Genomic DNA, 26362 nt, shown 5'->3' with positions numbered 1-26362 from the left:
CTATGGCCTAAAGCATCACCAGTTCGCCATTGACTTCTAGGCGTTTATAGTTGCTCAGGCATAAATAGCGGTCGGCCAAGGTATCGGCATGACTCGGTTCCAGCCAGCCTAGCTCTCGTAGCAAATGGATGGCGACGGCATATTTGGCACGCTTAGCACCATCCTTGACTTTGATGGCCAAGCCCAAGCCTTCACCGATGCGGCCCACACATTGCACACCTTCAGCCCCAGACTTACTCACCAATTCTCCAGCGGATAAGGTCATTAAGTCCGTATCAAATTGACCTTGCCCTGCCACCAAAGTAGGGTGATGAATCATTGCCCGCATGACCCGCTCAATATTTAAATTATTGCCAGCACTGAGATGGGCGTAGAGGGTTGCGATTTGCTCTAACTGCATATAGTAAGTCGGCACACCGCAGTCATCATGGGTTCGCATAAATTCTGCCGCTGGCATTTTCAACAATTCAGCCATTTGGTTGAGAATCAGTTGCTGAACCTGATGCCGGGCATCCATATAGGTGTGTAAAGACCACTGGCATTGCTGGCAAACAGCCAACATACCTGCATGTTTGCCCGAACAATTATGTTCTAAGGGGCTCTCTAGATCCTGGGGAATTGGACATTGCAATGCCGTCGGATCGATATCACAATGCCAGAGAATATTGAAGACTTGTCGAACTTGCTCAACGGTATGGTGGTGGGACCCACACATGACTGCGAGATCCCGATCGTTGAGATCGAAATGCTCCATTGCTCCACTCGTCACCACCGACAGAGCCTGTACAGGTTTTAAGGCGGAGCGAATAAAGCAAGAGGTATCTGTCTGCCCAGCGATAGAGAGCATTCTGCCCCTAGCATCACAGACAACGGCTTCAGCTTGGTGCTTGGATTCAATAATCCCTTCCCGCAGTAGATGGATCTCAAGTGCAGGGCTATGATTGCGTTTTCCCATGGTCATGCGTAAGACTCTAGCATCAGATGCCTATTGGGTAAATATATTTGTAACTGGGGGGGTTAAGCGTGGGAAAGGATCAGCCACCAAAGGCTAAATTCTCCTGCCAAAGTAAGGCCTAGTCGTAAGAGACTTCGACGCAAACGCTCTAGGATGGGCTGGACTTCATAGGTGCCAATTAACCGTTCTCGATCCAGCACATCTGCAGGCTTGGTCCAATATTGACCGTCGTACCAGCCAGTTTCTTCATAAAAGATTTTTTCGCGCAGGAGGCGATCGCAAACATAAGACCATCCCAGATAGAGCCGTAAGACCAGCAATATGAGTAAGCCTGTGGCGACAACCGTAAGGGTCAAAATAAACTGGCTCAGGGACTCGGCTAAGGCAAAGCTACTCGCAGCAAAGGGAGCCGCCATAACACTCGCAATACTGCCTAACTGAAAGCCTCTGTTGAGATATGCTGAGTCTTCTAAAGTTGCCCATCGAAAAAAACAGGATTCTTGTAGACTTTGGTACTCATTAAGAGGCTGCTGCTCAAGGGGTACAGGGCAATTAGAAATGGGAGCGTTCATCATTCACTCAACTCAAATGGGGGAAGTGTGAACCTGAGACCACTAAAATCTATATCTCGCTAAGGATCCATCCTTCAAGTCACCTATTCATCCTAGATCAACTTCCTAGAGAAACTCACAAGAGCTATCCAGAGCTTGCAAACATGGGCACATACGATAGGCTGCCCATGTCTCTTATGGGGAATGAGAAGTTAGCCTAGTCATTTCAACACTCGAAGGGATTGAAGTGATTAGGAGATTGATACCAACTTTACTAACTGAAATATTAGGTGTAAAGACACAAAAAATAGGTGCAATGTGAAATTCAGATCTCTATACCTACCTTGGTTAGTTTCCCATTAGGCTGCAGGCTTAAGCATGGCTAAACTGCTGTACAGGTGGAAGGCCTGATCCCATTTGCTATCTTCTCGGCGTAATAAATTGATGTAGGACTCAAACGCACCCAATAGCTCAAGCTGTTCAACCGCAGTATCGGCAAAAGAGGTGAAGTCTGCCCAAGTGTTTGCATGGGGCAAGTTTTGGGTCAGCAAGGTGGTCAAGCCACGCCAATTAGCCCAAGAGGTTTCCTGATCCACTTCTGTGAGTTTGATGCCTTGATTGAATTGATAGGCCGCATCATAGAATCGCAAAATACAACCTTTTTTAGGCAAGTGCAGATCGCAGAATTGGGCATGATCCTGCGTCTTTTCTTTGCGCTGTAATTTACCCCGAGGATCTCGATCCACGACTTTTTCAAAAATAGGGACTAAGCCTTCAACCCGTTGGGTCACATCAGACCACTGAAATCGAAACGAACTCGTTTGTTGCGAGTGGTGATCTGAAACCCATACTTCAGGTGAAGGTTGTGCAGCTTCAAAATAGCAGACCTGATGAACTTTGAGCTGTTGCACCTGGGCCATGGTGACCGCAAAATTAGGAATTCCTGCTGCTTGCAAGTCTTGGCCATACATCTGTAGCTCTCCAATCGGGCCAATTCGATAGAGACGCCACCCTCGGCTAGGGATTAGCATACGGGCTGTATAGGGTTCAACCTGCATGATTTTGGCAAATTTAAGGGCTGCCTCGGTTTTGGCATCAGCCGGTAAGGCTTCTAAAATCAATGCCCCTGTTTGGGTTTGTTCTGGATTGACTGTGGCTTGGCTCAGTTTTTCCTGCCGAACAGCCTGAGCATGATCTTGCAGTTGTTTGAGGCCTTCACGAGCCGCTCGGGCAATTTTGGGGCCGTAATCTTCCTGTAGTAAAGCGCGAAAGGTATGCTCTGCCTGTTCATGGTCAGATTGAGCCGCTTGCAATTGCCCCAAATAGAGCTTGCCCCATGGATCGCTCGTAGGGATGGCTTGAATCAATTGAGACGCCATCTGATAATCTTGACGGTCCAACGCTATAGCGATGTCTTGGTGCATACTTTTCCCCCTGGGTACGCAGTGTGTAGTTCTATTTGTGCGATCGCAATGGATACCGCCATATAATTTGCGGTGACCGCTCTTAAGGTTCTTTGGCCTAAAGATACCGCCTGGCATCCAGCCATTTGGGCCTGCTGCGTTTCGGTATGGGTCCATCCACCTTCGGGACCTACCATAACAGCGATACCCGTTTGATTCTCCCTCCCTAAAGTTTGGCTGAGACAGTGCAAGAAATTAGGTGCTGATGGCTCAATGGTACAAATATATCGTTGCCAGCCATCATTATTATCTTGCGTAACCCCTTCCTGAAAGGAGACCGGATCCAACACTTTAGGAATGATCTGTCGATGGGACTGCTCTGCTGCTTCTGTGGCAATTCGCCGCCAACGTTGAATCCGATTAGGGCTCGGTTTCAGCAGAGTTCGCTGACTGATGAGGGGCACAATGTGGCTGACGCCCAATTCCGTCACACTTCGAACCACTTGGTCAAAATGATTGCCTTTTGGAGGGGCCGCCAATAGCATCATTGGCATCGCCAACTCAGTCTGTTCACTTAAAGCTTTCAGCATCATTGCTTCTGTAGCATTGGGTAGCAACTCAGCCAACCACAGTTGTCCCTGTCCATTCATGGCAATAAAGCGATCGCCATGACCAAGCCGCAACACATCGTAAAGATAATGTTGTTGATCACCCGTCAAATGAATCTGATGATCTTGGAGTTGTTCAGGGGCTATTGCTAACCGCTGTAATTGGGCCGCGCTATGGTCCACAAGTTTAGGTTTGCCTAAGATATGAGAGATATCGCTATGGCAGCTATCGCTACGGGTATATAAAAACTATTAAACCCAAAAAAAGGGAGGTAGCGATCTTGCTCAATCCCAACACTGACATTCTAGTCAACTCAAAGCTACAAATTTCTAAGTCAGAACAAGGGGACCAACAGCCTTAAGAATGAAAAGATCTGGAGTCACTCGTACATTCAGCAAAGTCCCGACAAAAAGCCATGTGGGACCTCAAGAGTTGTGCTATTTTGTAAAAGCTGTATAACACTTCACACATCTGGGAATTCGGGTGTTTCTCGTCAGCAATTGCTAGCTAGAAATGCACTCAGATGGAGGTTGAAACCCGAATAGGAGAAAAATATGCCCGTTATTAGTTTGGCTCAAATGCTTGAGTCAGGAGTTCACTTCGGCCACCAAGCCCGCCGTTGGAACCCCAAAATGGACCCTTATATCTTTACAGAGCGCAACGGGGTTCACATCATTGACTTGGTGCAAACTGCCCAGTTGATGGATGAAGCTTACCACTACGTTCGGTCTGCATCTGAATCTGGCAAGAAGTTTTTGTTTGTAGGCACCAAGCGACAAGCAGCTGGAATTATTGCTCAAGAAGCAGCTCGCTGCGGCGGCTACTATGTCAACCAGCGCTGGTTGGGGGGGATGCTCACCAACTGGACCACCATTAAAACTCGAATTGAGCGTCTCAAGGATCTAGAAAGACGATACGAGAGCGGTATTTTTGACCTCTTGCCCAAGCAAGAAGCCTCAATGCTGCGCCGTGAACTGGATAAATTGCAGAAGTATCTCGGTGGTCTTAAGCAAATGCATAAGATCCCCGATGTGGTGGTGATTATCGATATCCGCCGAGAATACAACGCAGTGCAAGAGTGCCAGAAGCTGGGCTTACCCATTGTCTCCTTGTTAGACACCAACTGCGACCCAGATTGGGTGGATATTCCCATTCCCGCCAATGATGATGCAATTCGTTCCATTAAGCTCATCATCGGGAAGCTTGCCGATGCTATCTATGAAGGCAAGCATGGTCAAGTCAGTGCTGAAACCTTTGAAGATGCAGACATTCCATCTGCCATTGACTTTGAAGATGAGGCACCAGCAGAACCCGTTGCTGAAGTAGCAGACACTGAAGTCGCGGCAGCAGAGCCTGAGGTTGAAGCCGTTCCAACAGCTGAAGTTGAAGCGCCCGCTGAAGAAGCTCCTGCTGAAGCTCCTACTGCTGAAGAAGCTCCTGCTGAAGCTCCTACTGCTGAGGCAGAAGAGCCTGCAGCTGAATAGAGCCTTGCTGAACATCTAAGGGGAGCCTACTGTGTTCCCTTAGATGTCCCTTAACGTTTTAGCTTCAAGATAAACACCATCATAGATACACCGAGAAAAGACCATGGCAGCAATATCAGCAAAAGATGTTAAAGAACTGCGTGATAAAACTGGCGCAGGGATGATGGACTGCAAGAAAGCCTTGCAAGAAAACGATGGCGATCAGGAAAAGGCCATTGCCTATCTGCGGAAAAAAGGCCTCTCCCAAGCTGGCAAGAAGTCCGGTCGCGTGACAGCAGAAGGGCTAGTGGATAGTTATATTCACTTTGGTGGTCAAATTGGTGTATTGGTCGAAGTCAACTGTGAAACAGATTTTGTAGCCCGCAATGAAGCTTTCAAAGAGCTCGTACAAGACATTGCCAAGCAAATCGCAGCTTGCCCGAATGTCCAGTATGTTGATACCGATGAAATTCCTCAGGATTTTGTGGAAAAAGAGAAAGCAGTGGCCATGGGATCTGATGCCCTCAAGGGTAAGCCAGACAATATTAAAGAAAAAATTGTCCAAGGCAAGTTAGACAAGACCTTAAGAGAACTTTGTCTCTTGCATCAACCCTATATCAAAGACCAAAGCATTACGGTCCAAGAGCTACTTCAGCAAGCGATTTCTAAGCTGGGCGAGAACATGAAGGTTCGTCGCTTTACTCGCTTTGTCCTAGGCGAAGGCATTGACAAAGTGGAGTCCAACTTAGCCGAAGAAGTGGCAGCCCAAACCAAGCCACAGGCTGAGGCTAAACCTGCGGAAGAAAAACCTACGGAGAAAAAGACTTCTTCTAAGAAGAAAAAAGGCAAGAAAAAGTAAACAGCTAAAAAGGTAGACCAGTGTCTACCTTTTTAGTTTTATCAACTGTAGTGTTCAGCTCACCGCCTCATGTTTCAGGCTGCTACCGTTGTAAAAATGGTGTTATCTGGCTCCTAAACTTGAAATAATCCAGCGATTGATATCTGGTCCAAATTGAAGCTGGGTACAATTGCATAACGATGCGATCGCAACCTGCGATTCTCGTTATCTTAGTGGCTACGCGCCGATTGGTAATGATGGTCCCAGAAATTACACAAATTCAGCAAAGCCTTGATCAGCTGGCTCAAAAAACCGTTGAACTCACTCAAAAAGTTCATGAGCAGTATGGACAGTATTTGGCACTACTTGGCCCTGCAGTCTCTCAGAAACTGGTTCAAGCTAGCTATCATCTCTGTACACAGGTGAATCCAGATAGCTTTTTGAAGTTGTCTTTGAATCAACAACAAACCCTGCAACAAGAGGTACAACGACTAGGCACCCAGTTGCAGGAAGCTCTAAAAGCCGTCACTCAGCCCTTAGCAGAGTTAACTCAGGAAGAGAGCGTGGATCCTGAGCACTTATCCAACCTCTTGCAAGATATGGAGCAGGCAATTCTAGATGCCTTGCGTCAAATTTCTCAGCAGGCCAATGAATGCTTGCAAGAATATGACATTGTCAACATCAGCTCCATGGATCTACTGTTTGATATTGCCAGCAAAGCAGCTGAGCAAGGGCGACCGATCACAAGTGCCCCCCATTTAATCAAAGCGCTGATGGATGATCAAAACGACGACTCATCTGAGGACAGTTCAGATCCAGTGGTCGCGATTTTCCTGCAATTATCCGATTTAGAATTTACCGATATAGAAGTCATGAATGAGCGGCATCAACTCCGCCAGCTTTGGCAACAGCTCAAAACCATACGAGAGTCTTTTCACAAAAAACAGCGAGAAAAGACAGTCGCTGAGGCCACAGCAGCCTGGCGAGCCAGTTGGTTCCCAGCAGAAGTCAACGAATAAGCGGGGCACCTTTAGTTTCAACAAAATCGATCAGAAAGATAAATAGTTCTAGTGCTTCTCTAGCAACTCTCCCAAAAGTTTGACAGACTGGCTTTTGTGTCAGGTTTGCAAGCGTAAGGAGCGGCTCTGATGATGCGTTTCAAATCGGTGTCCATCGCACTGTTAAGTGGAACAGTAATAGTTCTAGCGGGAATACTTCCCCACAGACATAGCCAAGCTGAAACCCTGACCTATCCCAAGACGGTCCAAGTGAAACCGGGGGGTGCCAGCATTTTTGCCCAGCCCAAAAACTCTGGTGAAGTCATTGGCGAATACAAAGCCGGTGTGATTCTAAATCCAACCCTGCGCGTTTTCAGTAATGAAGGGCAAATTTGGTTAAAAGTAGGCGACCATTGGATTCCTGAAGCCTCATTACGTGTGGTAGAAGGTGCTGTTCCATCCCCTTCCCCAGCAAAGTCTCCTGCTCCAACCGCATCTCCTGCCCCACCCACGTCTTCACCTCCACCTACCGCTAAGTCACCATCTGCGCCCCCTAAACCATCAACGCCAAAAGGGAAACCCCTCGCTGCTCCGGCCATTAAAACCCCACGAACTGCAGAGGTGATTGCGAAGGACGCAGACGTTGCAATTAATGTCCGTGAGGAACCTAATACTGACTCTAAATCTTTGCTAGCTGTTAAGTCGGGGGAACAAGCTGAGATTTTAAAGCAGACCTTAGGAGAAGATTCTTATACCTGGTACAAACTGAAATTCACCCAATTGGGGGCAGAAGGATGGATGCGAGGTGACTTTGTCAAAGTCCATGCTCAAAAGAAGCCTCAGCCTCAAAGCTCTGCAGCTCCCCTTAAGAATCCAGGAGCCATCACATCACCCCCTGGTGTGTTTGTCGCCCTCCAAACGACCCCAGCTCAACAAACTGCAACTCAATATCGGGCCAGTTCTGGCCAGAACGTCGAACTTCTTAAAATGGTCAAGGGCGAAGATGGGTTTGCCTGGTACAACGTCCAGTTTATAGATAATGCCGAGGCCAAAGGGTGGGTCCGTGGTGATCAGGTGAGATGGCTTGTGAGCTATACCCAGCCCAAACTGGCTAAGCTGAGTGCCTCCCCAGGGCAAATCATTCCCTTTTATGCCAAGCCCACCGAGGAGACAGCGTTGCCCATTCGCGGTGTCTCAGGCCAAGCCGTAGAGGTGCTGAAGCAGGCCAAAGGAAACAATGGCTATGCCTGGTATTCACTCAAAGTGCAGGATAAACCGACCGCTCAAGGTTGGGTCAAAGGTGAGAATGTTCGGTTGCAGCTATAAGCGGTTTACTGTGATCGTTATAGCAAAAGGGCAGCGAGAAGAACAGCAGCCTCTAATCGTTGATCGATAACAGAACCTTTTGCGTACCCCGCTGTTGTGCCACTTCAAATGCCTTAATCCCTTGAGAGAGGGGAAAGGTGGTTTGGATCAAGGAGGTTACGTCCACCGCCGACTGGTCTAATAGATCTAAAGCCTTCGCAAAGGGACCACAGCGAGACCCCAACACCGTCAACTCATCGACCACAATAGCAGCAGCGTCAATAGTTAAATGCTCGGCATAGGTACTTTTGAGCACTAACGTTCCTCGGGGGCGCAGGGCCTTACGCGCCAAGTCAAATCCTTGAGGGTTACCTGTACATTCAACGGCGATATCAAAAGAACGAAGCTGTTGATTGAGATCGGGTTCAAATCCAGTTGCAATGTTGCGGACCGAGAGATTGTCTAATTTCTCGGCATGGCGACCCACTACAAAAAGTTGACATCCTGTAAGAGCAAGGGTTTGAGCAACCAGCTGACCCAGCTTGCCATCACCGACCACCAGCACCCGGTGGGAGGGGGAGATGGCTATTTGCTCCTGAATCTCTAAGGCCGCCGCTAGGGGTTCGGTAAACGTGACCACTTGATCCGGGAGATGATCGGGAACGGGATGGAGATTCGCAATGGGTAAGGTTAAATATTCTGCAAATGCCCCATGACGGTTGACGATACCTAAAACAGACCGTTGTTCGCAGTGGGTCGATAAATGACGACGGCAATAGTCGCAGTTGCCACAAGCTGCATTGATTTCACCAACCACCCGCTTGCCTTGCAAATGGGCCGGTCCTTGGTCAACCTGCCCCACAAATTCATGCCCCAGAATACCGGTATAGGGGTAATAGCCCTTAATTAACTCCAGATCGGTATTGCAAATGCCTGCTTGTCGAACCCGGACCAAGACTTCATCAGCTTGAGGTTGAGGCAGCGGCAGGTCAGTGCGATGCTGAAGCTGATTGTCTTCTAACCAAAGCCCTTGCATAGTCTTCTCCACAGTTATCTAATCCAGAAATGACAAGCCGTTTTCTTTGAGGGTGGTTAAAGCAATGTATCAGGCATTGTTTTAACGGATTGGGTTTGAATTTGATAGTTCTATAACTTATTTAAAGGTTTGGCGTAGTAAATTAAAGGGCAGAGAGCGGTTGGCATAAGCCTTGAAACCAGACGGTGTGATCTCAGAGGGAAGTCAGCTGTGATCTAGGTTTTGCCATACTAAGGATAGGAGTGATATACCTGAATTGTAACTCTTACGTTCAATGAGGCTTTGAAGGCATTATGAAGCGCCACCAGATCACATCTATGATTGCGTTGTCCGTCGTGGCTGGTGCAACCTTGGTTATGGGAACTCAACCTGCACAAGCCGGTGAGGCACGATTCAGTTGCGCCCTAGGCAGTGGCACCCCAACGACCATGGCCAAAACCAAGCGAGGTTATGTGCCCGTCATTCGCTGGACCTCTGAATATTTTGGCGCTTCCGGCTGGTCTCCAGAAGCTCGTTGTGCTGAGGTTTCGGATCGCTTCGACTCCTTTTATCAAAAGGACACCCTCAACTTCCTGACCACAGGGCGAATGAATCGCCAATCTGTCGTTTGTGTCGCCAACTATAAGGGCGGTCCTTGCAGTGGTTTATTATTTACCCTTAAGCCTGGCAGCAATCCTGGACGAACCTTGCAACAGCTTCTCAGTGTTCGAGTCGGTGCATCAGGCCCTCTCAATGAGTCTACGGCTCGGGTGTATATTGACATGGAAGATTTCTTGAGTAAGGCACCTGTGGAGAAAGAAGCGGGGGCAACGAAGAGCACCCCTCAACCCAAGATTGAATCAACGACTCCAAAATCTACAACCACCCCTGCTGCGACTAAGCCTTTGGGATTGTGGTAAATCCTTAAGTTCGTGACCCATGCTGGTTGGCCACGAATAGTTTAGATAACAACAAATCTGGGAACTTTGGGCTATAAATGCAGGTGAATCTGGGCAAGAGAGCTTCTCTCGCTGAGCGTTAACCTGCATTTTCCCTTATCCAGTTCCGTTAATGCTAAAGCGCACCTCTGGTGAGAGAAGTTATAAATCAGAGCCACCAGACTGTTACGAGCGATTTTTCTGAGGCTAAATCTTGATGCATCCGATGTTACGACATCGTCTTAAACCATCAACCCCTGGACGATGGCAGCTAGCCCCTGATGGCTGTCAATCTGGGTTTATGGATCAAGACGTCAAGTAACAGATGGTATGGTCCCCACGTTAAGCCTGTATTCCCTATGCACCATAGCGCTATGGTTGCCAGGCATACCGCCTAGTGCGGAACTCTGTGCTCCAGTTCTTGGGGGGCCTTTGCTCGCAGCCCCAGCGAAGACTGATCCAGCGAAGACTGATCCAGACCCCGTCTCGGTTGAACGGGTACGCCGTTATGCCCGAACCATTACGGTGACGGTGTGGGTTGATGATCGATGGAGTTCTGGGATTTTAGTGCATCGTCAAGGGCAGACCTACACGGTGATCACTAATCAGCATGTCGTTGCCTTTGGTAAACGCTATCAAGTGGAGCTGGCGGATGGGCAGCGTTATGATGCCGATCTGAGATCTTCTACGGACAAGGAGCAGAACGATTTGGCGGTACTTGAATTTCAAAGTCCTGACGTTTCCTATGCCGTCGCTAGGTTCGCCTCCTCTCTATCCCTAGTACCCGGTGTCCCTGTCTTTGCTGCCGGATTTCCTATTGCTAAAACCAGCCAACCTCAATTTCACTTTACGTCAGGACAAGTTTCTTTGATCTCTGATCGGGTATTGCAGGGTGGCTATCAGATCGGCTATACCAATCCGATTCAGAAAGGAATGAGTGGTGGCCCTGTCTTAAATCGTTGGGGGCAGGTGATTGCGATTAATGGGATGCATGCCTATCCCCTTTGGGGTGATCCTTATATTTTTGTAGATGGTTCCAAACCCCATCCCGTCGACCATCAAATCATGCGACAGTCTAGTTGGGCTATTCCTGCAGAACGATTTTTGCAGTTTATCCCCACAGCCCGCAAGGTAAAGCGAGAGCAGTTGTAGATGAGGGCTTGCCCCTAGAATAAGGCGTTGGACAAACGATGCAAGACGGCAATCCACATATCGGCTGGGTCACTGTAATACTCAATGTCATCGACTTGGTAGGTTGCACATTGATCAGGCTGCGTAATTTCAATATAGTCACCGGGTTGAATATGAGAGCCTTGAGCGGTCATAGAGTAGTAGTCCGTTCTATGCTCAATCGCGTTAATCACAAAGTTCTGGTGACTGTCATACAAGTGATAGTGATAGGTTTTGTAGGGGCATTGGAAAAACTGGAGAATTGACATACGGAATGAACAGTTGGGCGTCAAAGCACAGATTCAAGAATGATGCAAAGACTGGGATAAGCAAACTGCTGGCCAGGACGGTTATAGAGGCTCAAGATTCGTCAGACTTTTATTCAACCCAGGGCTTTGCCCATAGCAGTGGACGATAAAATGAGCCGTTGCTTAGGAAGTCGGATCAACTGTCCCTCTCGTTCTAATTCGTTCAGTAAGCGCGTGGCCGTAATTCGATTAATCCCGGTGAGCTCAGCAATCAGTTGATGGGTTAGTCCAATATCCAGGAGTTGCCCTTGCTCCACGGGTTGCCCAAACCGATGGCTCAACCAACTTAAAAAATGGAGCAGTCGCTGGGGAGCGGGTTTATAGCTATTGATGCGGAAGAGATCTTCCATGAAGCGAATATGCGATCGCAACACTAATCCCAAGTCTTGGCTTGCAACTGGAACGGCTCGAACTTGCACATCGTTCACACTTTCCATTTGAAAGGGGGCCATGCTGGTAAACCGTTGTCCAAGACAATCTCCGACCCCCCACAGTCCTAAGGTGACTAGATCACCTTCATCATCCCAGGTGACCGTACGAACAACTCCCTGCTCAATGCACCATAAATATCCTGCTGATTCATCCGGAATCACTTGTCTGGGCTTGAATTGTAAAAAATCTGGTGAAGGGCTGGGCGAAGTAGCATGCAAAGCAGTCATAGGCTTATATCTAATAAACTAACTGAGATAAGCAAGCCTTTTGGGGCTTTAGCAGTCATATTCAGGCAAATTAGACCTGCAATTCCCCCAAGGCTAGTGTTCAACATGATGATAAGCATGTCAGTCTAATACCAGCCTCAAACAAGGTCGACTTAAGGAGAATTTTGCCCCCTATAAAGTAGAAAAAAAATGGAATAATCTACCCTCAATCACTGCAATAGCAATCCTTTCGGCCTGTCCAGGTATCACATCGCCCCTATCGCTTTCTTAGCCAAACTCTCCTAGCCGAGAAAGCAGCCTAAACAAGTAGCTCTCAAGCATGGATCACGCTTGAGAGCTAGAGATGGATTAAACGGGCCTAGAGAGATTGCAAAAAGGCAATCAGTTCGGTCCGCTCAGTTTCAGATAGCTGGAGGACAGCCTCCTTCGAGGCTTGGGCTTCCCCTCCATGCCAGAGGACAGCCTCCATCAAGTCGCGAGCCCGGCCATCATGGAGGAAAAATGTATGCTTATTCACATTTTTAACTAAGCCAACTCCCCATAAAGGTGGTGTACGCCATTCTTGCCCCTCAGCTTCGAAATCTGGGCGATTATCTGCCAGACCTGCTCCCATATCATGGAGCAGCAAGTCCGTATAAGGGTGAATGACTTGATTATTGAATTCTGGATGCTCAGAGGTCTTGCCCGTCACCATCTTAGGTGTATGACAACTGGCACATTGCGCTTGGTAGAAAAGCTTTTCGCCCCGCTTCTCTGCAACACCCTCAATATTGCGTCTGGCTGGAACCGCCAGCAAACTCATATAGGTGGTGATTTTATCCAAGAATTCGTCACTGACCTCGGGCTGCTCGCCAAATTTAATTTCTTTCAAGCAATCCGGTTGGCCATCATTACAGCTGGGCTTAGGAAACAGAGAGGTGGTGAGACCAATATCACCATTAAAAGCCCCAGCAATTTGCTGTTTTAAATTGGGTTGATTGGCTTTCCAGCCTAAAATCCCCAATTGTTTGTCTTTTTTGGCAAAATCCCAAACATAGTTGGGGCGGCCGGAGATACCGTCTCCGTCTCGATCTTCAGGATCAGCTTGTTTCACAATATCTGCTTGGGGAACCGTCTCTAGCAAGCCTAGTCCGAATACTGCCGGAGCGACCCGTGGCGAGAACAAGACCTCATCTCCTAGGGGTCCATAGGCCAAATCCGTGAACCTATAGCTAGGCTGTCGCACACTAAATGGCTTGCCATCTGCGAAGGTGCCAGGTTCTTCTTCCCAGGATACCTGAGTGCGGCCTTCGGATGGGACTCCTAGTATTCCTTGTTCTTGGAGTTGTCCCCCATACAAAGGATGGGGAAGAGGACCACCTTCTTCTGTTTGCCCCGGGATACTCAGCCGAATGAGTTTGGATAACATTCGATCTTCATGGGGCAAGGGCGGCCGACCTCTGCCATCCCGTACATGGCACCCTGCACAAGAATTACGGTTAAACAGGGGTCCTAAACCATCCAAGGTCGCGACGGAACTAGGGGCCTGAACCCATTGGGTATTGAACAGGTGATCCCCAAATACAAACACCCGCCTGCGCTTCCGATCTAGATTTTTAATCGGTTGGGCAAAGGCTGTTTTGGTGGCTTTACTCACCGTTGCAGCCGAGCCACCGGAGAGTTCAGTGCGATTGTCAGGGGAGAAGGCTTCTAGAGAAGTGACTCCTCCCTGAATCATCAAAACCATCAGGGCTGTGAAGACAGCCCAGAGGATCAGGAATAGGCGTTTAAACTTCATTCTGCCAATATTTCTACAGAGGTACCGAGTACAGGCCCTAGTTCCTTAAATGCTTCTCCCTGGTTCTCTAAAGCAGTAACCACTGCTTCAACTTCAGCTCTTGGAGGGCTGCCTTGAGCTGATGCCAGAACTTGATCAAAGGGCTGATCGATTTGAGACGCGGACTCTTGGGTTGTGGTGAGGGCTGCAGTTATTTTTTGGTTCAGATCAGGATTCATTTGAGCAAGCAGCTCATCAAATCCTTTACCTTGATACCCTGCATAATCACCAAAATAGACATTACTAATGCCTTTAGCATTAAAGACAAAGTCTTGGTGGGTGGTGTCACTAAAACAAGAGTGTTCGTCTTCTTGATTACCACTATCTAAAGCAACCGTCATCCGTTCTGAAGCCATTTCAAAAGCGCTTAAGGTGGCCAGTGCCGTGAAAATTTTGCCGACGGTAGCTTTGGGATCGCTCTGCAAAAACTTAGCCCGATAATTCTCAGTATTGGGCTTCCATTCTGCTTCCAGGAAGGTTAAATCACTCACCAACTGTTGAGTCACTAGGGTTAAATATTGGCGGCGACGATCATTGTTGTTTTGGTTGGGGATAAAGTCTTCAAAGTTGCGTTGTCCTGGCCCCTCATTATTAAAGTCTTGCCCCCAGAGTAAGAACTCGATGGCATGCCATCCTGTACTGACATCTGCTTCATCGGTCACTTGATCACTTTCCAAAATTGAGGCAATCGAAATCTCAAATTTGGGGTTGTTGATCAGGCCACTGTCAGGCTTTTCTTTGACGTAATCAATAAAAGCTTCGTTCATAGGCCAAGCGTTAATCCGGCCTTCGGGGCCTTCTTCCCCAGTTTTGGCATCCACGAAGTCAATGGGGCCTTCATAGAAGCGAAAAGCCTCGGTTTGTAAATAGCTTTTGCGAGCTTGCACCCAAGCGTCTTGAGCGGCTTTGTGAGAGGTTTCATTGGGATTATTCAAAAAGGCTGTGATCGCCACTTTCATCATGGCAGCCTGAGTATGAGCGTCTTGATAATTCCGATAGACGACCTCTGCATAGTTCTCTACATAAGGCTTAAGGTCAACATCTTTAACGGCGATTTGCTGACGGCGAGTCGTGGCGTGGTGGTGAGCATTCGCGACAGCAACCGTCGAACAAGTAACGGCACAAAGCAGTACACAACTCAATGTTTTAGACAGTCTTGGAGAAATCATCATGGGCTCTGTAATGGGTACGACAATACAAATTGGATTGCAGGAAATAGGCAAAACAACTCTATATACTTGCAACAGCTCAGTATATATAAGTGAAATTCTTTTAAGATAGCTAAGAAGAAATTAAATCAAACTTACCTGTTACATCCCCCCAGAGTGTTTGATCTTGAAAGACCTAGGTGGTTATAAATTTCGATCGATACCATATCATTTATTGAGAAATAAAATCAATAAACTGCAATAAGTTTCCATGAAAACAGGCCTTGGATAGAGGCATTAATGGAACAGATAGTGGGCCAGATCGAGGTGCGATCTCATCTCTCAATACGCCCCTAAACAGGCACTGCAGCTTTTCTTCATTGCAAAACCTGTTGAAGTTGCGTACATGCCGCTTCAATTTTGCTAATACTGCCTGGGTTAACAAGACCGTAATAATCAAAGGCATAAACCCGCTTATTTTGAGTCGCCTTGAGCTTGCTCCAAAAGGGTTCTGATTCAAAAGCCACCACGGGATCTTGCTCCGGGTCTACCACTAGCACAATGTCTGGATCCGCCTCCAACACCTTTTCGGCAGAGAGGGTTACATAGCCTTCCACCGGGCTTTGGCCTTGGAGATCTGCTGCTAAATTTCGAGCCTTGAATTGTTGGAGCAGATCACCCGCCCAACTATTTTTATTGGGAGCTAAGATGGGCTGTCGACTGACTAAAACTAACGTTGAGGCCGAGTCAGTCGGAAGTTTACTGAGGCATTTTTGATAGCGGGCCAATAAAGGGGCTGGATCCGCTCCAATTTTCTCCGCAATCTCTTGGGTCAAATCAATTAAATTCTGCCAGCCCTTGACCTCTGTCGTCAGGGTGGCAATCCCCAAGTCCTTCACTTTACTGAGGGATTGATCATGAAAGCCTTGAGCACCAATGACCAAGGTTGGCTTGAGGGCGACGACTTTTTCTAAATCAGGCTGCGTGCGTCCTTGACTTACTTGGGGCAGCTCTTGAAATCGCGGATCCTGACTGATTAATCGACTCCCAGGAATGCCCACCAGTTTAGACGAATCCAGATGATGAATGATATCAGCAGTCAGGGAGGTTAAGGCCACCACCTTCACAGGCTCATCCGTTGGAGTAGCGTCTGTAACTGGCGTCTCACTCGTGGACGATGGGGGTGGGTTGGAACAGGCAAACAGTTGACTGCTCAGAAGCAGCGCTGCAATCAGCAGCCGAGAGCGGTTAAGCAAGATCATGGGCAGAAACGGTTGAAGGAATAGGAGGATCGAGGGTGTCAGTGCTGGCAGCAATGGCACAGATTTGCAGGCCCACGGGACTATCAATCAAGGCAGCGGTGATGCCAAAGACATGAGCCAGATTATGGGGGGTGAGCACTTGTTGGGGAGGCCCTAAATCAAACAGTTGTCCCTGCTTGAGAAGCGCTAAGCGAGCACTATAGCGAACTGCGAGATTGACATCATGGAGAACCGTCAGAATGGTCAGGCCCCGGTCTCGATTTAGGGATTTTAGTAGCTCCAGTAGTTCTAATTGATGGTGCAAATCTAAAAACGTGGTGGGCTCATCTAACAGCAAAACTTTAGGGTTTTGGGCCAAGGCCAGGGCTAAAAATGCCCGCTGGCGTTCACCCCCTGACAAGTGTTCCAAAGGCCGATTACGAAATGGCAGCATCCCCGTCTGGGCCAGAGCCCGCTTAATATGCTGGTGATCCGCTGGTGTCAGAGACCATTGCCACCAAGACTGATAAGGTGTCCGGCCTAAGCAAACCAGTTGGTGAACCGTAATGCCTGTCGGTAGAGTTTGGTGCTGGGGCAATACGGCCATCTGTTGGGCAACGGCCTGGGTCGATTGGTGGTGAATCGCTTTGCCATCCAGGAGAATCGTGCCCGCTTGTAAGGGCAACATCCGACTGATGAGTTTTAATAAGGTCGATTTACCTGAGCCATTGGCTCCCAGTAAACTTAGCCACTCTCCCTCCTGCAGGGTAAAAGCAACCTCTTTAACAATGCTGGTTTGGTCATAGCCACCACTAATCTGCTGGAGGTCTAGGAGCATAGTCATACCCCTAATGGAGACACGCGACGATACAGTAGCCAAATAAATAGCGGAGATCCTAAGAGGGCAGTGACAGCACCAACCGGCAGTTCAACAGATCCCAACCGAGCTAGTAGATCGGCCAAGATCAAGACCCAGGCTCCGCCTAGAGCAGACAAGGGCACCACCCAGCGATAGTCGGTGCCTACTAAGAGGCGAACACCGTGGGGCACCACTAGGCCAACAAAGCCAATTAAGCCTGCCATGCTGACGGCGCTGGCAGCTAAAAGGGTGGCGACTCCCCCGATTAAGAGGCGCGATCGCGTCAGGGATACCCCCAGTCCCACCGCTAGATCGTCTCCCAAATTGAGGATGTTGATATTGCGAGACAACAAGCAGCCCGCAATCAGCGCAGCAGTAATATAAGGCCCCGCATTGATGACTTCTGTCCAGCCCCGTCCATTCAAACTGCCAATCAGCCAATTGAGGGCCGCTTGGATACGGCCATCATCGGACAGCAATAGTAAGGTGGTCTGGACTGCTCCCAATAAAGAGCTAACGGCTACTCCACCTAAAATTAGATGTTCCACTGCAATACCGTTGGCGGTATGGCCCAAACGATAAACCAACGCCGATGTGAGAACGGCCCCCACCCAGGCGGCTACGGGTAACCAACTGAGGAAGATATTCAGTGTCAGAAGTGCGATCGCAACCAAACCAGCCCCTGCCGAAATTCCCAGAATAAACGGATCGGCCAGACCATTTCGTAGCATTCCTTGCAATAAGGCTCCCGACATACCCAAAGCAGATCCAACAAAAAGTGCGGCAGCAATCCGGGGTAGTCTCAGATCCCATAGAATCGTTTGATTCAGTTCTGGCCCTTGATGCCAAAGAGCTTGCCAGACTTCTTGCAGACTCATAGCCACAGAGCCCTGTGCTAAGGACAGCAAAATTGTAATGACGAGTCCAGCACCTAAGATGCCGATCATTGAAGCACGTTGCACAGCTTTTGATTCCACCTAAGACGCTAAGGGGTTAAGGGTGAGTTGAACATAAGGTTTCCCCTTACTCTAAAGTAGGCGGAGCAGCCGGAGCCGGGGCTGGAGCGGGCGGCGGTACGTAAGCTGGAGCGGGTGGCGGTACGTAAGCCGGGGGCCGGAGCTGGAGCAGGTGGCGGTACATAAGCCGGGACTGGAGCTGGAGCAGGTGGCGGTACATAAGCCGGGGCCGGAGCCACTGGAGCCGGAGCTGAAACTGTGGCCGGAGCGGGTGGCGGGGCTGAAACTGGGGCTGAAGCTGGGGGCTGAAACTGGGGCCGGAGCTGGAGCTGAAACTGCTGCTGGAATCGGGGCTGAAACTGATGCTGGAGCTGGAGTCGGAGCTGGAGCTGAAACTGCTGCTGGAGCCGGAGCACTCGGGGCAGTTACCGGCGTATCTGTTTGCCTAACAGGGGCCGGAGCCGACACTGGAGCTGGCGCTGTTGCCGGAACTGGAGCTTGCTGCCTCGCTCGGCGAGCCTTCGCTGCTGCCCGTTCCTGAGCTCGCTGCTGGGATAAAGCTCGATTTCTACGAGCTTGTTCTCGCTCTTTTGCCGTCAAATCATTCGATTCAAACCGAATTTTAATTGGTTTACTCCGTCTCCCTTCAGGCACAGACTTCAGCTGCTTCTTTACCTGTTTGAAGAATTTCTTCTTATCCTTATGAATGGCTTTATCTAGAGCCGGATCTCCGGTCGAGCGCTCTAGCTTCAAATCAACCAGCTTGCCATTTTCATACACGGGGAGAAACCGTTCAGCTAGGCCCGCAGTCGTTTTTGACTTCGCATCCTTCTTATATCCGATTCCTAACTTAAATCGCCCTTTTTTCTTCGCCTTTTTGGGCTTGATAGGGGCTTTCTGTTGAGTATTCGCTGCCGTTTTTTTCGGTCCCTTAGACGGTTTTGCTTTGCCCCGTCTAGGCTTAGATCGAGAAGGTTTACCCTTAGATGTCTTGCCTGTCGAAGTTCCTGATTTTTTAGAGGTCGACTTTGCCGCTGTTTTCTGCGTTGATGAGCTAGGCTCAGTTGGTTTATCTTGCCCGGTCTTTACAGGGGATGGAGCCTCTTCTTCTGAACTAGAGGACGTTGGCTCGGACTGCTCAGTTGTTTCGGCAGTCGCAGGTGATTCCTCTGTTGTTTTACTCGTTTCAGGTTCTTCAGTCGGCGTTTCAGATGGCTCAGTTTCTTCAGACGTCTCTGGTTCTTCCAGAGGCTCTGGGAGTTCTTCTGGCTGCGGAATGGGCGGCTCAGGCACTGAATTCAAGGCCATGGGTTCCGGCAGATCTGCGACTAACTCTGCAGCATCTGGGTCTTCCAACTCTTCTAACGATTCTGGTTCTTCGAGTTCCTCCAGAATTGGATCTTCTTCTTCAATTTCTTCTTCTAGAGCATCTACGACTGCAATTTCAATTGCATCTTCCTCAGCTAGATCAATCTCGTCAGAGGAAGGTAAACCGACACTAATTCCGAAGAACAAAGAGTGCAATACCAAGGATCCTGGCAGGGTAAATGCCAGAATGGTTCGTACTAAGCGCTCTTCGCTCTCTCTGTTAGTGCTAGAGAGCGGATTGAGACTCATTTAGATAACTGAGAATAGATTGTTTTAAACGATACACAATATTTTCAATAAATGAAAGTTACCTGTGAACATCCTGGGAGTAAGGGGACATTCACAAAATCTTCTACAACCTTTTCATACAAAGCTTTTTACAAATTTATATCTTGGTTTTTTATCATCGAGAAATTTTCATATTTCGACAGTATATCCATTATTACTTGACAGTATATCCATTATTACTTGACAATAGATATCATTAACTCTACAGTCTCATCTATGGCCGATTGTGCCGAAACATCAACATCATTTAGATGACTCAAAGCCCAGCAAGGGTGATTGCTGTAGCAGTGCCTCTATTGATGTACATTCGCGGTTTGATGTTTTCAGTGCCAGTGCAGTTTGCTGCGGTTTCGGTCAGAGCAATCGGTCTTCTCTATCGCAGTAGTGTGTGGAACGGTATAAATAAATGCAGTTTGGTCAAGTGATAACTGCGGGGGGAGTGGTGATGCTCCCTCTCATGGTATTTTCGTTAATTGCGATTGCCCTGATCATCGAGCGCCTCACCTTCTGGACGAGGCTAAATCGCAACCAAGTACGGATTGTCAAACAGGCTCTGAGACTCTATCGTCAGGACAATATTTACGATGCATTGGGGTATTTGCAAGAGCAGGCAAAGTTCCCGATTGCTCGCATCTTTTTGGCAGCTCTGTCCTTAGAAGATCCCACGCCAGAAGAATTTCGACTAGCACTGGAAAGTGAGGCGCAAGCTGAGTTGCCGACGTTGAAGCGATTTACGACGGTTTTCGACACGATTATCAGTATTTCACCGTTGCTCGGACTATTAGGAACGGTGTTGGGATTAATCAACTCCTTCTCATCCCTAGATATGGGCAATATCGGCGGGAGTGAAACCGCAGGAGTGACGGGAGGCATTAGTACGGCTTTAATCTCAACAGCTGCAGGATTAATTGTGGCGATCTCAACCCTCATTTTTGCCAATGCGTTTCGCAGTTTATATCAGCGCCAGTTGGCTTTTATTCAAGAGTATGGAGGCCAGTTGGAGTTGCTCTATCGCCATCGCTATGAACGAGGAGGGGTAACCCATGCGCTTACCCGATGATCCAAATCCACCGGCTCAAATCAATATTGTGCCGATGATTGATGTCATCTTTGCAATCTTGTCTTTTTTCATCATTGCCACCCTATTTCTAAATCGCAGCGATGCCCTGCCGGTCAACTTGCCCCAGGCAAAGACGGTAAAACCGCAGCTCTCAACGAAGGTGACGGTGACGATTAACGCCAAGGGAGATTTGGCCCTCAATCGAGAACCGATTCAGCTCAATGCTTTGGAGGCAGAAGTCAAAGACTTAACAGACACCACTGAAAAGGTTGTCGTGGTGATCCATGCCGATGAGCAAGTAGGCCATGGCCGCGTCGTGACGGTGATGGATCGCATCCGAGATATTGAAGGCGCGAAACTGGCCATTGCCGCCACGAAGAAACCATGAGCGTTACGACACCACCAGCGTGTCTGAGGCCAAGAAATGTGCCAAATGGTAAGCTCGCTCTTCTGTCTCTAACAGCATTTGCTCGTAGAGATAGCGGGTACCCCGATCACCCAAACTCTCTGCCTGAGAAGCTTGGCTACGGAGCAATTTAATGACAGATTGTTCGGCAACTAGGTCATGCTCAAGCATCGTTCGACCATTGTAAATACCGTCTGCTTCAGGTTCAAAGCAGCATAACTCAGCCAGCTTGCTAAAACTAGCGACTGGCACACCTCCCAAGCCATTGAGACGTTCGCCTAGATCATGGACATGGCTTTTGGTGGCATCTCCACATTCTTGGAAAAAGTTGTGGAGTTGATAAAACTCTGCGCCTTCAACGACAAAATGATGTTTCTGATATTGCAAATACAACGCCTGAAAGCTAGCCAGGGCAGTATTCATGCCTTCGCAGATAGGTTCGGTGGCGGACCGATCAATCAATACAGGGTTATCAGATATCTGGCCAAAAGTTTGCACAACAGCAGTAGACATAAAGATCCTCTCTCAGAAAATGGCAAGTTTGGGCGGACATCTTAGTTCCAGGGGGATTGGCAGGAAGATGTCTGTGTTCTTTCGGTTTCAAGTGTTGACTTAAAGGTAACTTTTTCCGTTTTCAAAAGGTTTAAATCTGCTATCTCTTAACCTCCTTGGATGACTATGACTCGAATTAATTCCCCGGCTTTTTCTCTAGCCGTAATCATTACGGGGGTAGGCATGCTCAATGCTCAGCCTGCCTTCTCCCAAGTTCAAGATAAACGTTCAGACATTACAAAACTGTCAAATAAAGAACGCTGTTTGTTGGAAGCCAATAACTGTACCCCGGATATCACTCAAACAGACTCAGAACAGAGGGTCTTATCCATCATTACTTCTGAGAAAATTCCTGATATTACAGAAATAGATCTGCCGATATCGGATGCCCAACTCTTAACTCAAGAGGTACTGGATGAGACCGATATACCTCTCAAAGAAGAGGATACTGCCCCTAGTAAAACCATCGATGAAGAGGTAGAGCTGGAAATCACCGTTACTGGAACTCGGACACCGCGAGCTATTCAACTCTCTCCAACCAACGTCACGGTGATTAAAGCGGAAGAGTTACAACGTCAGTTAGGGCAAGACATCCGAGATTTAATCCGTTATGAGCCTGGGGTGAGTGTCAATGAAGATGGGACCTATGGGGCGACGGACTACAATATCCGCGGTTTAGAACGCAACCGGATTTTGCTGCAAGTGGATGGGATTCGGCTCCCCACCTTTTTTGAATTTGGCAGCTCGATTTTGGGGCGCGATTTTGTGGATGTGGGCTCGGTGCAGACCACGGAAATTATTCGTGGACCTGCTTCTGCTCTCTATGGAAGTGATGCATTGGGGGGGGTGGTTAGCTACTTTACCCCAGACCCCAGTGACCTATTGGCATTGACGGATCGCGATTACTACATTAGCGGGTCTACTCAATTCCGAAGCTCGAATTCAGGTTTCTCCGGGACAGGGACAGTCGCCTTTCGGGCAACGGATAATCTGTCTGGTTTAGTCCGCTTTACCCATCGAGAAAATACAGAGCGGGATAACAAAGCAGAGGATCGATTCGAAGATCCTTTTTTCGGGGTGACCAACAATGTTTTGGGCAAGCTGGAATTTCAGATCGATGACTATAATTCTGTTCTGCTCACCGGCGAATATTTTAACGAGGCCGGTGACTTTAATACGGCGGTGGATAACCTTAACCTGGTCTTAGCCTTCCCGGGCACGACGATTTTGAGAGATGATACCGATACGGAAACGACGCGATCGCGCTTCAGTATCGCCTATAAATTTGATAATCCTGAAAGCGAGAGTTTTCTTCAATTTGGCCGAGTTCAGTTTTACTATCAGGAATCCGATTATCAAGAAACTCGCACTAGAAATGATATCTTCGCCAATCCCTTTGTTCCACCGCCTTTTGCCCCTCCTCCAGCCCGCCGCTTTCGGGAGTTAAATAACCTCTTCGTTGAAGATATTATCGGTGGCGATATTCAGTTGCGCAGCGATTTTCGCACTGGTAGTGTTGCCCACAAACTCACCTATGGCTTAGATATTTCTAGCACCTTCAACCAGCGGATTCGCGATGGACAGCGCATCAACTTAGACACGGGCGTTGTCTCCAATCGCGTTGGACCCGATGCTTTTCCAGTCAAAGATTTCCCGGACTCCGATACATTACGCATCGGAGTCTATCTGCAAGATGAGATTGAATTTGGAGAAGGGCGATTTACCATCATTCCGGGGCTGCGCTTTGACTATTACAGCCTGAAAACTCAGCCAGATGCCCTCTTCTTTAATAATCCCGGTGCTCAAGCGGCTGATTTGAATGACTCGGCCCTGTCTCCCAGCTTAGGCTTGGTCTACAAGGTGAGCCCTGAAATTGCCTTGGTCGGTCGATATGCCCGTGGATTCCGAGGGCCAAACTATATTGAAATCAATAGCGGTTTTTCCAATCCTGGAGGTGGGTATCGCACCATTGCCAACCCCAATTTGGATCCGGAAAAGAGCCATACCTTTGAGTTGGGGGTTAAGGGGGCTTTCCCGCGAGGAACTTTTGGGGTCACCGGGTTCTACAGCATTTATGACAACTTTATTTTTGGGGCTTCTGACGGTAGCACCGCAGGCACAGAACCCGCGGGCTGTTTCCCACCGTTTACCCCAGGCTGTGTGCAGGTATTTCAGTCTCAAAACCTTGATCAGGTCCGCATCTACGGACTGGAGGCCCAAGGTGAATATCGGTTTAGCTCTGAACCTCACGGGTTCCGTGTTTTTGGGGGTCTAGCCTGGATTATTGGCGATGATGATCAAAATAATCAGCCCTTAGCCACCGTTAATCCCTTTGAAGCCGTCGTAGGTTTAGGGTACCGTGCCCCAGAAGACCGTTGGGGAGCTGAGTTGATAGGTACCTTTGTCGGCACTGCTCGGGTAGATGAAGAACCGAATGATTTTATTCCTGGGGGCTTTGCCTTTGTAGATATGACAGGCTTTGTCAAAATCGGCTCCAATCTCAGCCTTAGAGGGGGGAATCTACAATATTTTCGATGCGGAATATGTTCGCTATGCGGATGCTCGACGCCTCAATGATTCAACGAACAACACGACCGCCGATCCTAGATTTGGTCAACGGCGGGCTCGCATTACCCAACCTGGGATTAATTTCGGACTTGGCTTGACGTTTGAATTTTAGGGATATGGCACTTTTTCTGAAGGCAGCAGAGTTCACCCAGCTTTGTCAGCAAGGTCAAATGGAGTCCTCGTCTGATCAGACTGGATTAGATCGTTCAACCCTGCTGCCCAAAAGTTTAGGCCAAGGCACCTATCGCCAGTTGCACCTGCGCGGTGGATTAACCATTGAAATCCGGGAGGGAGTTTTGCAACAAACCCTCCGGATTGAACAAATTCATGAGTCTATATTTCCGTTAACCTCTAAATTTTTTTCTGTCTGGATCTGCAAGGGTGGAGACACCAGGGATTAGAGGAATTCAACCAGACTATATTGAGCGAAAAGGGTTTAACTACCTGTATCACCTGCCAGACTTGGAAGAGATTGAAGAATGGCATGGGGGAGAAGTGATCCATCTGGTCATGATTTATGCCAACACAGATTACTTTCACTTTCTACGCGATGACCCGGCACTACCCAACCCTTTGCGCAGCATTTTTCAAGGTACAAAGTCACAGCAACGCTTTCACCAATCCTTAGGCCCTATCTCTCCCAATATGGAGCAGCTGCTGCAACAGCTCGTGGACTGTCCTTATACAGGGGCAACCCAGGCCTTATATGTCGAGAGTAAAGCATTGGAGTTGCTGACGCTGCAGCTAGAAACTTGGAAACAGCAGTATCTACAGGCACCTACCCTACGAAAAGATGACATTGAACGTTTGCATCACGCGCGGGATCTGTTGATTCAACAATCGGAGAATCCACCTCTCTTAATTGAGTTGGCCCATCAAGTGGGGTTGAACGACCGCAAATTAAAACAGGGGTTTCGCCAACTATTTGGCACTACTGTTTTTGGTTATTTACAGGACTATCGGCTGGGACAAGCTAAGCAACTTTTGGCAGATGCCAGTCTCTCCATTGCTGCAGTGGCCATGTCTGTGGGCTACCGCAATCCTGAAGCTTTTAGCACAGCATTTCGTCGTAAATTTTCTGTTAGTCCCAAAGCATATCAACTAAATATTCGAGGCTAGAACATTATTGATAAATCGTATCTTCTATTGGCAAAAAACCGTCTGTTTACTCTCTAAAATTCAGCATCAAGCTGTTCTAGGACTTGATGAGTAGAAAGTACAGAGATGCGGGCTAATCGGAAGTCTTTGGGATTGCGAGTAATGATCGCGTCTAAATTCTGTGCTGAAGTACAGAATTTAGACGGCATCTTCAAAATCAGCTAAACCAGATTTGAGAGCTGTTTCAAGAATAGAGAAATCAACTGGGCAAATATCTAAAAGAGAAAGGGTGGTGATGAGGATTTGTCTAGCTTCTTCAAGATTCTGCGTTTGTCGTCTACAGATGTAGAAAATGTCGGTAATGCTAGATGCTGTAACGAAACCTTCAACTTTTTGATCGGCAATCGCATCAAATAGCTTGAATACATCCTCAAAAAATGGCTTTCGCTCCAGAAAGAAGTCGAGAATGATGTTTGTATCCAATAACACTCTCACGCAAGATATTTCTCCACCAGTCGTTCTTCTCGCATTGACTCAAGCTCAGTATCTGAAAGTATCGACTGACCAGGCCGATTGAGACAACCTTGTAGCTGGTTAACTAGTGCATGACGGTCAATGGGAGATTTTTGTTTTACTTTCAGAGTTTGAATGAGATTTTCTAGCAATACAAATTGCTCTTCAGCCGACAATTGGTCAATGGCTTGCTGTATTTCCTTTAATGTCATGGGAGTTATATGACCAGAAGTATAAATCACAATTTTAGTCTATGCCCATAAAGCAATTTCTGCCT

At 48.2% G+C, this 26362-nt stretch carries 29 protein-coding genes; 12 read left to right on the top strand and 17 right to left on the bottom strand.

Features of this window, described 5'->3' with window-relative positions; translation table 11 throughout:
* Positions 1-7 precede the first annotated feature (7 nt).
* From HRE53_RS14315 to HRE53_RS14300, 4 genes are all read right to left on the bottom strand, one after another.
* Positions 8-961 (bottom strand): asparaginase, encoded by a 954-nt coding sequence (locus HRE53_RS14315; protein WP_235106938.1) that lies wholly within the window; start codon positions 959-961, stop codon positions 8-10.
* 56 nt (positions 962-1017) lie between these two features.
* A complete protein-coding gene (locus tag HRE53_RS14310; RefSeq protein ID WP_235106937.1) occupies positions 1018-1530 on the bottom strand; it encodes a CGLD27 family protein in 513 nt (170 codons plus the stop codon).
* Positions 1531-1865: 335 nt separating this feature from the next.
* A complete protein-coding gene (locus tag HRE53_RS14305) occupies positions 1866-2930 on the bottom strand; it encodes a hypothetical protein (RefSeq protein WP_235106936.1) in 1065 nt (354 codons plus the stop codon).
* Entirely contained in the window at positions 2909-3700 is a 792-nt protein-coding gene (locus HRE53_RS14300) for a 16S rRNA (uracil(1498)-N(3))-methyltransferase (protein ID WP_212664033.1), read from the bottom strand. Before HRE53_RS14300 ends, HRE53_RS14305 begins: the two co-directional genes overlap by 22 nt.
* Positions 3701-4072: 372 nt before the next feature.
* Here HRE53_RS14300 and rpsB point away from each other — a divergent pair, with 372 nt between their 5' ends.
* The 4 genes from rpsB to HRE53_RS14280 all read left to right on the top strand — a co-directional run bounded on the left by rpsB (position 4073) and on the right by HRE53_RS14280 (position 8143).
* Positions 4073-5002, top strand: a complete 930-nt coding sequence (gene rpsB, locus HRE53_RS14295) for a 30S ribosomal protein S2 (RefSeq protein ID WP_212664032.1) — start codon at positions 4073-4075, stop codon at positions 5000-5002.
* A gap of 103 nt (positions 5003-5105) precedes the next feature.
* On the top strand, positions 5106-5840 hold the full coding sequence (tsf, locus tag HRE53_RS14290) for a translation elongation factor Ts (protein WP_212664031.1): 735 nt from the start codon (positions 5106-5108) through the stop codon (positions 5838-5840).
* 179 nt (positions 5841-6019) lie between these two features.
* Positions 6020-6838: a hypothetical protein gene (locus HRE53_RS14285; RefSeq protein WP_235106935.1), complete on the top strand. Its 819-nt coding sequence runs from the start codon at positions 6020-6022 to the stop codon at positions 6836-6838.
* Between the two features lie 129 nt (positions 6839-6967).
* Positions 6968-8143, top strand: a complete 1176-nt coding sequence (locus HRE53_RS14280) for an SH3 domain-containing protein (protein WP_235106934.1) — start codon at positions 6968-6970, stop codon at positions 8141-8143.
* A 52-nt stretch (positions 8144-8195) separates the two neighbouring features.
* Here the strand turns inward: HRE53_RS14280 and HRE53_RS14275 are convergent, their stop codons facing one another.
* The gene (locus HRE53_RS14275) at positions 8196-9158 is read right to left on the bottom strand and encodes an alcohol dehydrogenase catalytic domain-containing protein (protein WP_235106933.1); all 963 of its coding nucleotides are present in this window, start codon (positions 9156-9158) and stop codon (positions 8196-8198) included.
* Between the two features lie 293 nt (positions 9159-9451).
* Here HRE53_RS14275 and HRE53_RS14270 point away from each other — a divergent pair, with 293 nt between their 5' ends.
* Together HRE53_RS14270 and HRE53_RS14265 are read left to right on the top strand one after the other, a co-directional pair.
* Positions 9452-10057 carry a COP23 domain-containing protein gene (locus HRE53_RS14270; RefSeq protein ID WP_212664028.1) on the top strand — a complete coding sequence of 202 codons (606 nt, stop codon included), beginning with the start codon at positions 9452-9454 and terminating at the stop codon, positions 10055-10057.
* Positions 10058-10405: 348 nt separating this feature from the next.
* Entirely contained in the window at positions 10406-11227 is an 822-nt protein-coding gene (locus tag HRE53_RS14265; protein WP_235106932.1) for a serine protease, read from the top strand.
* A 14-nt stretch (positions 11228-11241) separates the two neighbouring features.
* On the opposite strand, the gene HRE53_RS14260 is transcribed toward HRE53_RS14265, so the two are convergent.
* From HRE53_RS14260 to HRE53_RS34795, 8 genes are all read right to left on the bottom strand, one after another.
* Entirely contained in the window at positions 11242-11514 is a 273-nt protein-coding gene (locus HRE53_RS14260; protein WP_212664026.1) for a hypothetical protein, read from the bottom strand.
* 113 nt (positions 11515-11627) lie between these two features.
* On the bottom strand, positions 11628-12212 hold the full coding sequence (locus HRE53_RS14255; protein ID WP_235106931.1) for a Crp/Fnr family transcriptional regulator: 585 nt from the start codon (positions 12210-12212) through the stop codon (positions 11628-11630).
* A 358-nt stretch (positions 12213-12570) separates the two neighbouring features.
* The gene (locus tag HRE53_RS14250) at positions 12571-13989 is read right to left on the bottom strand and encodes a di-heme oxidoredictase family protein (protein WP_235106930.1); all 1419 of its coding nucleotides are present in this window, start codon (positions 13987-13989) and stop codon (positions 12571-12573) included.
* Positions 13986-15200 (bottom strand): imelysin family protein, encoded by a 1215-nt coding sequence (locus HRE53_RS14245; RefSeq protein ID WP_235106929.1) that lies wholly within the window; start codon positions 15198-15200, stop codon positions 13986-13988. The genes HRE53_RS14250 and HRE53_RS14245 overlap by 4 nt, the downstream gene beginning before the upstream one ends.
* 353 nt (positions 15201-15553) lie before the next feature.
* Positions 15554-16432, bottom strand: a complete 879-nt coding sequence (locus HRE53_RS14240) for an ABC transporter substrate-binding protein (RefSeq protein ID WP_315876604.1) — start codon at positions 16430-16432, stop codon at positions 15554-15556.
* Positions 16425-17255, bottom strand: a complete 831-nt coding sequence (locus tag HRE53_RS14235; protein WP_315876602.1) for an ABC transporter ATP-binding protein — start codon at positions 17253-17255, stop codon at positions 16425-16427. Before HRE53_RS14235 ends, HRE53_RS14240 begins: the two co-directional genes overlap by 8 nt.
* Before the next feature lie 2 nt (positions 17256-17257).
* Positions 17258-18223: an iron ABC transporter permease gene (locus HRE53_RS14230; protein ID WP_315876600.1), complete on the bottom strand. Its 966-nt coding sequence runs from the start codon at positions 18221-18223 to the stop codon at positions 17258-17260.
* Between the two features lie 81 nt (positions 18224-18304).
* Positions 18305-19849 (bottom strand): hypothetical protein, encoded by a 1545-nt coding sequence (locus tag HRE53_RS34795; protein ID WP_304518386.1) that lies wholly within the window; start codon positions 19847-19849, stop codon positions 18305-18307.
* A 290-nt stretch (positions 19850-20139) separates the two neighbouring features.
* Here HRE53_RS34795 and HRE53_RS14215 point away from each other — a divergent pair, with 290 nt between their 5' ends.
* From HRE53_RS14215 to HRE53_RS14205, 3 genes are read left to right on the top strand one after another with little or no spacing between them, the layout of a single operon-like run.
* Complete coding sequence (locus HRE53_RS14215) at positions 20140-20313, top strand: hypothetical protein (protein ID WP_235106923.1); 174 nt, start codon at positions 20140-20142, stop codon at positions 20311-20313.
* Complete coding sequence (locus HRE53_RS14210; RefSeq protein WP_235106922.1) at positions 20295-20948, top strand: MotA/TolQ/ExbB proton channel family protein; 654 nt, start codon at positions 20295-20297, stop codon at positions 20946-20948. Before HRE53_RS14215 ends, HRE53_RS14210 begins: the two co-directional genes overlap by 19 nt.
* Positions 20932-21336 (top strand): biopolymer transporter ExbD, encoded by a 405-nt coding sequence (locus HRE53_RS14205; RefSeq protein WP_212664019.1) that lies wholly within the window; start codon positions 20932-20934, stop codon positions 21334-21336. Before HRE53_RS14210 ends, HRE53_RS14205 begins: the two co-directional genes overlap by 17 nt.
* Before the next feature lie 3 nt (positions 21337-21339).
* On the opposite strand, the gene HRE53_RS14200 is transcribed toward HRE53_RS14205, so the two are convergent.
* A complete protein-coding gene (locus HRE53_RS14200; RefSeq protein ID WP_235106921.1) occupies positions 21340-21867 on the bottom strand; it encodes a Dps family protein in 528 nt (175 codons plus the stop codon).
* 165 nt (positions 21868-22032) lie between these two features.
* Here HRE53_RS14200 and HRE53_RS14195 point away from each other — a divergent pair, with 165 nt between their 5' ends.
* The 3 genes from HRE53_RS14195 to HRE53_RS14185 all read left to right on the top strand — a co-directional run bounded on the left by HRE53_RS14195 (position 22033) and on the right by HRE53_RS14185 (position 25593).
* On the top strand, positions 22033-24483 hold the full coding sequence (locus HRE53_RS14195; RefSeq protein ID WP_235106920.1) for a TonB-dependent hemoglobin/transferrin/lactoferrin family receptor: 2451 nt from the start codon (positions 22033-22035) through the stop codon (positions 24481-24483).
* 107 nt (positions 24484-24590) lie between these two features.
* On the top strand, positions 24591-24875 hold the full coding sequence (locus HRE53_RS14190) for a hypothetical protein (RefSeq protein WP_235106919.1): 285 nt from the start codon (positions 24591-24593) through the stop codon (positions 24873-24875).
* Positions 24856-25593 carry an AraC family transcriptional regulator gene (locus HRE53_RS14185; RefSeq protein WP_235106918.1) on the top strand — a complete coding sequence of 246 codons (738 nt, stop codon included), beginning with the start codon at positions 24856-24858 and terminating at the stop codon, positions 25591-25593. Before HRE53_RS14190 ends, HRE53_RS14185 begins: the two co-directional genes overlap by 20 nt.
* Positions 25594-25646: 53 nt before the next feature.
* Here HRE53_RS14185 and HRE53_RS34375 read toward each other — a convergent pair whose 3' ends face one another.
* The 3 genes from HRE53_RS34375 to HRE53_RS14175 are packed head-to-tail and all read right to left on the bottom strand — an operon-like array spanning position 25647 to position 26297.
* The gene (locus HRE53_RS34375) at positions 25647-25781 is read right to left on the bottom strand and encodes a hypothetical protein (protein ID WP_255800712.1); all 135 of its coding nucleotides are present in this window, start codon (positions 25779-25781) and stop codon (positions 25647-25649) included.
* Positions 25771-26055, bottom strand: a complete 285-nt coding sequence (locus tag HRE53_RS14180) for a PIN domain-containing protein (RefSeq protein WP_235106917.1) — start codon at positions 26053-26055, stop codon at positions 25771-25773. Before HRE53_RS14180 ends, HRE53_RS34375 begins: the two co-directional genes overlap by 11 nt.
* 8 nt (positions 26056-26063) lie before the next feature.
* Entirely contained in the window at positions 26064-26297 is a 234-nt protein-coding gene (locus tag HRE53_RS14175; protein ID WP_235106916.1) for a hypothetical protein, read from the bottom strand.
* Between the last annotated feature and the right edge of the window lie 65 nt (positions 26298-26362).

This window comes from Acaryochloris sp. 'Moss Beach', assembly GCF_021497025.1.
Classification (GTDB): domain Bacteria; phylum Cyanobacteriota; class Cyanobacteriia; order Thermosynechococcales; family Thermosynechococcaceae; genus Acaryochloris; species Acaryochloris marina_A.
The sequence above is the reverse complement of the archived record's forward strand: the minus strand, read 5'-3'. Positions and strand labels throughout refer to the sequence as shown.

Bases quoted from the DNA above. Each gene is read 5' to 3' on its own strand.
- HRE53_RS14315 (WP_235106938.1), bottom strand. From the start codon at position 961: ATGACCATGGGAAAACGCAATCATAGCCCTGCACTTGAGATCCATCTA.
- HRE53_RS14310 (WP_235106937.1), bottom strand. From the start codon at position 1,530: ATGATGAACGCTCCCATTTCTAATTGCCCTGTACCCCTTGAGCAGCAG.
- HRE53_RS14305 (WP_235106936.1), bottom strand. From the start codon at position 2,930: ATGCACCAAGACATCGCTATAGCGTTGGACCGTCAAGATTATCAGATG.
- rpsB (WP_212664032.1), top strand. From the start codon at position 4,073: ATGCCCGTTATTAGTTTGGCTCAAATGCTTGAGTCAGGAGTTCACTTC.
- tsf (WP_212664031.1), top strand. From the start codon at position 5,106: ATGGCAGCAATATCAGCAAAAGATGTTAAAGAACTGCGTGATAAAACT.
- HRE53_RS14285 (WP_235106935.1), top strand. From the start codon at position 6,020: ATGCGATCGCAACCTGCGATTCTCGTTATCTTAGTGGCTACGCGCCGA.
- HRE53_RS14280 (WP_235106934.1), top strand. From the start codon at position 6,968: ATGATGCGTTTCAAATCGGTGTCCATCGCACTGTTAAGTGGAACAGTA.
- HRE53_RS14275 (WP_235106933.1), bottom strand. From the start codon at position 9,158: ATGCAAGGGCTTTGGTTAGAAGACAATCAGCTTCAGCATCGCACTGAC.
- HRE53_RS14270 (WP_212664028.1), top strand. From the start codon at position 9,452: ATGAAGCGCCACCAGATCACATCTATGATTGCGTTGTCCGTCGTGGCT.
- HRE53_RS14265 (WP_235106932.1), top strand. From the start codon at position 10,406: ATGGTCCCCACGTTAAGCCTGTATTCCCTATGCACCATAGCGCTATGG.
- HRE53_RS14260 (WP_212664026.1), bottom strand. From the start codon at position 11,514: ATGTCAATTCTCCAGTTTTTCCAATGCCCCTACAAAACCTATCACTAT.
- HRE53_RS14255 (WP_235106931.1), bottom strand. From the start codon at position 12,212: ATGACTGCTTTGCATGCTACTTCGCCCAGCCCTTCACCAGATTTTTTA.
- HRE53_RS14250 (WP_235106930.1), bottom strand. From the start codon at position 13,989: ATGAAGTTTAAACGCCTATTCCTGATCCTCTGGGCTGTCTTCACAGCC.
- HRE53_RS14245 (WP_235106929.1), bottom strand. From the start codon at position 15,200: ATGATGATTTCTCCAAGACTGTCTAAAACATTGAGTTGTGTACTGCTT.
- HRE53_RS14235 (WP_315876602.1), bottom strand. From the start codon at position 17,255: ATGCTCCTAGACCTCCAGCAGATTAGTGGTGGCTATGACCAAACCAGC.
- HRE53_RS14230 (WP_315876600.1), bottom strand. From the start codon at position 18,223: ATGATCGGCATCTTAGGTGCTGGACTCGTCATTACAATTTTGCTGTCC.
- HRE53_RS34795 (WP_304518386.1), bottom strand. From the start codon at position 19,849: ATGAGTCTCAATCCGCTCTCTAGCACTAACAGAGAGAGCGAAGAGCGC.
- HRE53_RS14215 (WP_235106923.1), top strand. From the start codon at position 20,140: ATGACTCAAAGCCCAGCAAGGGTGATTGCTGTAGCAGTGCCTCTATTG.
- HRE53_RS14210 (WP_235106922.1), top strand. From the start codon at position 20,295: ATGCAGTTTGGTCAAGTGATAACTGCGGGGGGAGTGGTGATGCTCCCT.
- HRE53_RS14205 (WP_212664019.1), top strand. From the start codon at position 20,932: ATGCGCTTACCCGATGATCCAAATCCACCGGCTCAAATCAATATTGTG.
- HRE53_RS14200 (WP_235106921.1), bottom strand. From the start codon at position 21,867: ATGTCTACTGCTGTTGTGCAAACTTTTGGCCAGATATCTGATAACCCT.
- HRE53_RS14195 (WP_235106920.1), top strand. From the start codon at position 22,033: ATGACTCGAATTAATTCCCCGGCTTTTTCTCTAGCCGTAATCATTACG.
- HRE53_RS14190 (WP_235106919.1), top strand. From the start codon at position 24,591: ATGGCACTTTTTCTGAAGGCAGCAGAGTTCACCCAGCTTTGTCAGCAA.
- HRE53_RS34375 (WP_255800712.1), bottom strand. From the start codon at position 25,781: ATGCCGTCTAAATTCTGTACTTCAGCACAGAATTTAGACGCGATCATT.
- HRE53_RS14175 (WP_235106916.1), bottom strand. From the start codon at position 26,297: ATGACATTAAAGGAAATACAGCAAGCCATTGACCAATTGTCGGCTGAA.